Raw genomic sequence first — 4,993 nt, 5'->3', positions numbered from 1 at the left:
TGGTTGCGCATAAGTTGCGCCTAGCGCCATCGTGCCGTGGCAGGGGAGAGCCGAGATTGAGAGTGGAGCTGATCGAGCCCAGCTGTGGCAAGAACTTGTCACCGCTATGCGCCGGATGAAGCAAGCGGCTAGCGTTGAGGCGCAAGCTGCTTACGCCGAGGTTGTCGGTCATTGGGCAGATAGGATGGCGGAAACAGCAAGCGGTTTCGAGGAGAGATACGGCTCGCACTACATCGCCCTCGCTATGGAAGAAGCGGACGATGAGGAGTGGACGATCCCATTGTGAGTTCGCAGGTCCGCAACGGGTCGAAGCCGGAAGCTAGCACTTACAGGGCGTGAACGTCCGAATCTCGCCGGCAGGTCGACCCGCGCTCACTCAGCAGTCGGATGGCAGCCCGGGTGGATTTCAGACCCTAGCCGTCAGCGGAAAGGCTGCCGAACACGCGCTCGTGCCAGTACATTTCTGGGTCTCTGAACCACGCTCGGGCTTCGCCTTCCCCAAAGACGGCGAGTTGCGTCATATCAACGCCATAGCGGAAGAAGAGAGCGCAAAGCTCCCGAAGGTCGTCGTCTGACGGGGTGGCGGCCAGATGTATGAACAGGTTCAGTCCTGAGCCGTCGCTGCGGTCGACACACTCGATGCGATCGAGCCATCCGAAGAACGCAGCCTCATCGTTTTGACTATAGTATTCGACGCTGCTTGCGACGAGCGTCTGGGCCGGAACGGACATGGTCGCTTGGGTGCCACGCGAGCGGCGGCTCCACAAGGTCGCCTATGGGTCGATTGACGTCGTGAGAGGGCTCGGAGTGCCGCCGCGCTGAGCGTCCGATCCGCTGTCGCAGAGCTGACCGTCGCGATTGTCGTCGCGAACGTCCGCTCAGCCAGACAGCTGCGGACAATCGCAAGCCCGGCTTCGAACTTCCGCAATCGCAGGCGAAAACCCCACGTATGGAGGTCCCGCTCCATCTTCCGATTCCGGGGAAAGTGCCGGGCCCTGGAAGGCCGTGAACTGGCGCCTTGCCGCCGCCCCGGCCAGGCGGCCGCAGCCCCGAAGATCGCAGCCGAGCAGGCACGCCCCGCGCCCACTCACCCCGCCGAGAGCGTGAGCGTCACCGGCGCCCGCATGCGGCCGGTGCCGCTTTCGATCGACGAGGCGTTGACGAACAGGGTCTCGCCGATCCTGCGTTGGCCGGCGCTGGCGTGGACGTGTCCGAAGCAGTGCAGCCGCGGGGCGATGCGCCCGATCTCGCTCGCCAGGGCTCGGCAGCCGAGCGACTGGCCGCTGCGCGATTGATCGAGGACGCCGTTCGGCGGCGTATGCGTCACCAGCACGTCGGGGCCGGCCGGGACCTCCGCCCAGAGCGCGGCCAGCGCCGCCTGCCTCTTGTGGAAGGCGTGCGTCGGCAGGTCGGGGACCCAGGGGCTGCCGAAGATCGTCAATCCCCCCACCTCGACGCGCGCGTCCCGGAGAAACCAGGCGTTGCGGAACGGCTGCGGTCGCCGCGCCAGCGTCGCTTCGAGCGCCCGGTCGTGATTGCCGCCCGTGCACAGGATCCTTTCGTAAGGCTGCTCGCCGAACCAGCGATCGATCTCCGCCAGGTCCGGCGGCGCGCCGAACAGATCGAACATGTCGCCGCAATGGATCAGGATGTCGCCGCCGGGCAGAGCGAGCTCCCGGTGCCGGCCATGGGTGTCGCTGACGATCGTGACCCGGACGTCCATGCCGATGGCCTAGCACGCGGCGCCAGGGTGAAGCGACACCTCGCCTGCACGCAGGCACTCAGCCTTCGAGGGCCGCCCGGACGCCTGTAAAGTCGCCCCCCGCGAGGGCTGCGGTGCCGACCCAGAAGACGCAATTGTCGATATCCCCCCATTGCCATCCGAGCGCCTGCTCGCTCGCGAGAGTGAGCAGGCAGACGGCCGGATCGTCGGGACGATCGAGCTGCGGCACGACGGGCGGGTGGCCCAGCATGTACGAAACCTGCCCTCCGATGTTGGGCGCGCTGAACGCGGCGGCCATCGTCTCGTAAGCCTCCGGCGCAATCCGGGCCGCGCGTTCGGCATCACCGGCCCAGCAGCGTATCGTCGCCAGCATCGACAGGTAGACCAGCCGCGCGGCTTCGGCGCTGAGCGGGCTGTCGTCGCCCGTCAGCCGCAGCGCGAGCAGCCAGGCGCGAAAGTCGGCACGGTCGGCCTCGCACACGCTGGTATCGAGGTCGTGCGAGGCGGCGCGCGCCAGCCATGCTTCGGCCTCAGCGGGGAGACGTGCGACGAGGCCGGGGTCCGCATAGGGCCGGACGGCGAGCTGGCGCAGGACGAGGCGCGCCGCGTAGCGGATCGTGGCCCAGTGCTGCGGATAGGCCGCGACGCCGCGTTGCGCATGGAAGAAGATGGTGCGCCCCGACTGTCGGTCCTCGTCGACTCTGAAGTCCGGAGGGGCCATGCCTGTGGCGCGGGCGAAGGCGTCCTTGCGGCGCTGGTCGAGCGCGTCGGCATATCGACGCTGCCGCGCGGGATCGAGATCGAGCTCCGGCGCACGGCGCTTTCCGGAGAGCGGGGCCAGGCCGGCGTCACGGTCGCCGGCGCCGGGCGCGGCGTCGTCCTCGAGGAGCCACGACGGCCAGCTGTCCATCGCCAGCGGCTCAATCGGCCATTCGACGTGAAATGAGGGACCATTCTCGCCCTCCCGCAGCGTATCTCGCCAGCCGCCGTGCGGGCGATACGCCCCGCCGATGGGCGGGATGTCGGAAGGAGGCTGACGCAGCGGCGTCGCGGGCGGCGCGGCGCGCACGTGCAGCACCCGGCAAGCCTCCTCGGGCGGGCGATCGATGTCCCAGTCGAGGCTCTCGTCGTCCCGCGCGAAGAAGAACAGGACGCCGCTCTCCGGCAGGCTGCTTCGGAACGGCAGGTCGGCGCAATCGATCTGGAGGAGGAAGTGTAACGGGGTTCCATTCGGCGTGCGCGGCCACTCGACGCCGTCCGGAAGCCGCGGAAGCCCGCCGAACTTGCTGTTGGTGCGGCGGGCGCAATGCGGCGGATACGACCGGTGAAGAAGAATGGCGTCGCGGCGGTGGCGCCGGAACATGAATTCGAACGCGTCCTCGCTCATACTCTGACTGCTATTGTACGTGCTCCTTCCCATCAACAAGCCGGCAGCGCGATCATCGCGCAGCACCGGCGATGCGCTCGACGGCACGATCATCGGCAGCACGGCACAGTTGCGAAACCCGCAACTTCTTGTTGCAGCTCTCGCCGTCCCAAGATAAAGAACATATCAGGAACATCGTGGCCGCTGCGCGATTACGCGGCTGCCCTCAGGAAGGAGACTCTGATGTGCGATCTCGGTGACATCTCGCTCCGCTCGTCCACCGGACAGTTCCTGCCCGGGCAGAGCGGCAATCCCGCCGGGCGGCCGCGCGGCGCGCGCAACAAGGCGTCGGTGCTGGGCGACCTGATCGATGCAGAGGTCAAAGAGACGATCGTCATCAAGGTGGTCGCCCGCGCGCTGGCCGGCGAGTGGCCGGCGCTGCGCGCCTGCTTTACCCGGCTGGTGCCGCGGCCGCGCGAAGCGCCGGTCGCGATCGATCTGCCGCCGGTCGCGTCGGCGCTGGACGTGGCCGAGGCCGGCACGGCGCTGATCGCCGCGGTGGCGGCGGGCGAGGTCACGCCGCGCGAGGCGCAGCAGGTCATGCGCTTGCTCACCGCCCAGCTCCGGCTGCTCGCCGCCGCGGACCAGGCGCGCGACGCCGTCACCGAAGGACCCCGGCCGGCGGCGGACGCGCCGAAGGCTGCGACATCCTGTGTTTCGCCTGTTCCGAGCGACGTCGAAGAGCCTGTTGCGGGCGATGGCGGGACTGATCGGGCCGCCCGGCGCGAGGCCCCGGGCACCGCCCAAGCCGCGCGGGAGCGCGCGGATCCAGATGGCGCGAACGCCGCGCCGGCCGCTGCCGCAGCCGCGCCCCTCGCGTCGCACGCCTGTATTTCGCCTGTTTCCGTATCTCACGGGAGGTTCGCGGTCCCGCGGCACGTGTCGCCTCTCGAACTGCGTGCCGACTGCGGCGAATACGCGGCGACGGGCGCCGCCGCTCTGCGGCCCGAGGTGGCGCGGCGCTTCCGCGCCAAGCTTCCGGATGCCGGCACCGCCCGCGCGGCGTGAGCCTGTACTTCGCCTGTTTCGCGCACCGTGGACGCCTCGCCGGGGCGCGGCCGAAGCGCGCCTTCCCCCAAGCGTTTTGCGCAGCATCGCGGCCCCCGCCCCGGTCCGCCTGCGCCCGCCATGCGTGAAAAGCGACACAGTCTTAAGGCCATAATGCGTTGCACCCCCCGGACGCGGGGGATAAGGCGGTATCGCAACGTGCCTCCCCGCCCAGCCACCAGGATGAAGATGGCCGACGCTGCCCGTTACGAGTCCCTGATCGAGCAGCGCTTTCAGCGGCTCGTCAACGCCGTCACCGATTACGCGCTCTACATGCTGGACGCGGACGGCAAGATCGCCACCTGGAACGCCGGCGCACGCCGGTTCAAGGGCTATGAGGCCGACGAGGTGATCGGCCGCCATTATTCCACCTTCTTCACCGACGAGGACAGGGACGCAGGCTTGCCCGAGCGCGCGCTGCGCATCGCCGCCGCCGAAGGCAAGTTCGAGAGCGAGGGCTGGCGCGTGCGCAAGGACGGCACGCGCTTCTGGGCGCATGTCGTGGTCGATCCGATCTACGACGACGCCGGCGCGCTGATCGGTTATGCCAAGATCACCCGCGACGTCACCGAGAAACGCGCCGCGGAAGACGCGCTGCGCGAGAGCGAGCGCCGCTTCCGCCTGCTCGTCCAGGGGGTGCGCGACTATGCGATCTACATGATCGATCCGGACGGCTACGTGACCAACTGGAATTCCGGCGCGCAGGCGATCAAGGGCTATTCCGCCGACGAGATCGTCGGCCAGCATTTCTCCCGCTTCTACACCGAGGAGGATCGCGCCCGCGGCGAGCCTGCCCG

Annotated in this window: 5 protein-coding genes; 2 read left to right on the top strand and 3 right to left on the bottom strand. The window is 68.7% G+C overall.

Translation table 11 applies throughout. From position 1 onward, the window contains the following. Window positions 1–413 precede the first annotated feature (413 nt). The 3 genes from E2493_RS20940 to E2493_RS20930 form a co-directional block, all read right to left on the bottom strand. Window positions 414–731: a hypothetical protein gene (locus tag E2493_RS20940; RefSeq protein ID WP_135090720.1), complete on the bottom strand. Its 318-nt coding sequence runs from the start codon at window positions 729–731 to the stop codon at window positions 414–416. Between the two features lie 356 nt (window positions 732–1,087). Next, window positions 1,088–1,723: a metallophosphatase domain-containing protein gene (locus tag E2493_RS20935; RefSeq protein ID WP_135090718.1), complete on the bottom strand. Its 636-nt coding sequence runs from the start codon at window positions 1,721–1,723 to the stop codon at window positions 1,088–1,090. A gap of 58 nt (window positions 1,724–1,781) precedes the next feature. After that, window positions 1,782–3,110 (bottom strand): DUF1963 domain-containing protein, encoded by a 1,329-nt coding sequence (locus E2493_RS20930; protein WP_167737684.1) that lies wholly within the window; start codon window positions 3,108–3,110, stop codon window positions 1,782–1,784. On the opposite strand from E2493_RS20930, the gene E2493_RS21540 reads away from it, so the two are divergent. Further along, the gene (locus E2493_RS21540; protein ID WP_167737683.1) at window positions 3,048–4,157 is read left to right on the top strand and encodes a DUF5681 domain-containing protein; all 1,110 of its coding nucleotides are present in this window, start codon (window positions 3,048–3,050) and stop codon (window positions 4,155–4,157) included. The genes E2493_RS20930 and E2493_RS21540 overlap by 63 nt on opposite strands. 228 nt (window positions 4,158–4,385) lie before the next feature. Then, window positions 4,386–4,993: PAS domain-containing protein (locus E2493_RS20920; RefSeq protein WP_135090712.1), on the top strand; the 608-nt coding region annotated here is incomplete at its 3' end.

Origin of the sequence: Sphingomonas parva (ex Maeng et al. 2020), assembly GCF_004564275.1 — a bacterium.
Taxonomy (GTDB): Bacteria; Pseudomonadota; Alphaproteobacteria; order Sphingomonadales; family Sphingomonadaceae; genus Allosphingosinicella; species Allosphingosinicella parva.
The sequence above is the reverse complement of the archived record's forward strand: the minus strand, read 5'-3'. Positions and strand labels throughout refer to the sequence as shown.

What these genes read in the sequence shown, in the direction of transcription:
- E2493_RS20930 (WP_167737684.1), bottom strand. Translation starts at nt 3,110, where the DNA reads ATGAGCGAGGACGCGTTCGAATTCATGTTCCGGCGCCACCGCCGCGAC.
- E2493_RS20935 (WP_135090718.1), bottom strand. Translation starts at nt 1,723, where the DNA reads ATGGACGTCCGGGTCACGATCGTCAGCGACACCCATGGCCGGCACCGG.
- E2493_RS20940 (WP_135090720.1), bottom strand. Translation starts at nt 731, where the DNA reads ATGTCCGTTCCGGCCCAGACGCTCGTCGCAAGCAGCGTCGAATACTAT.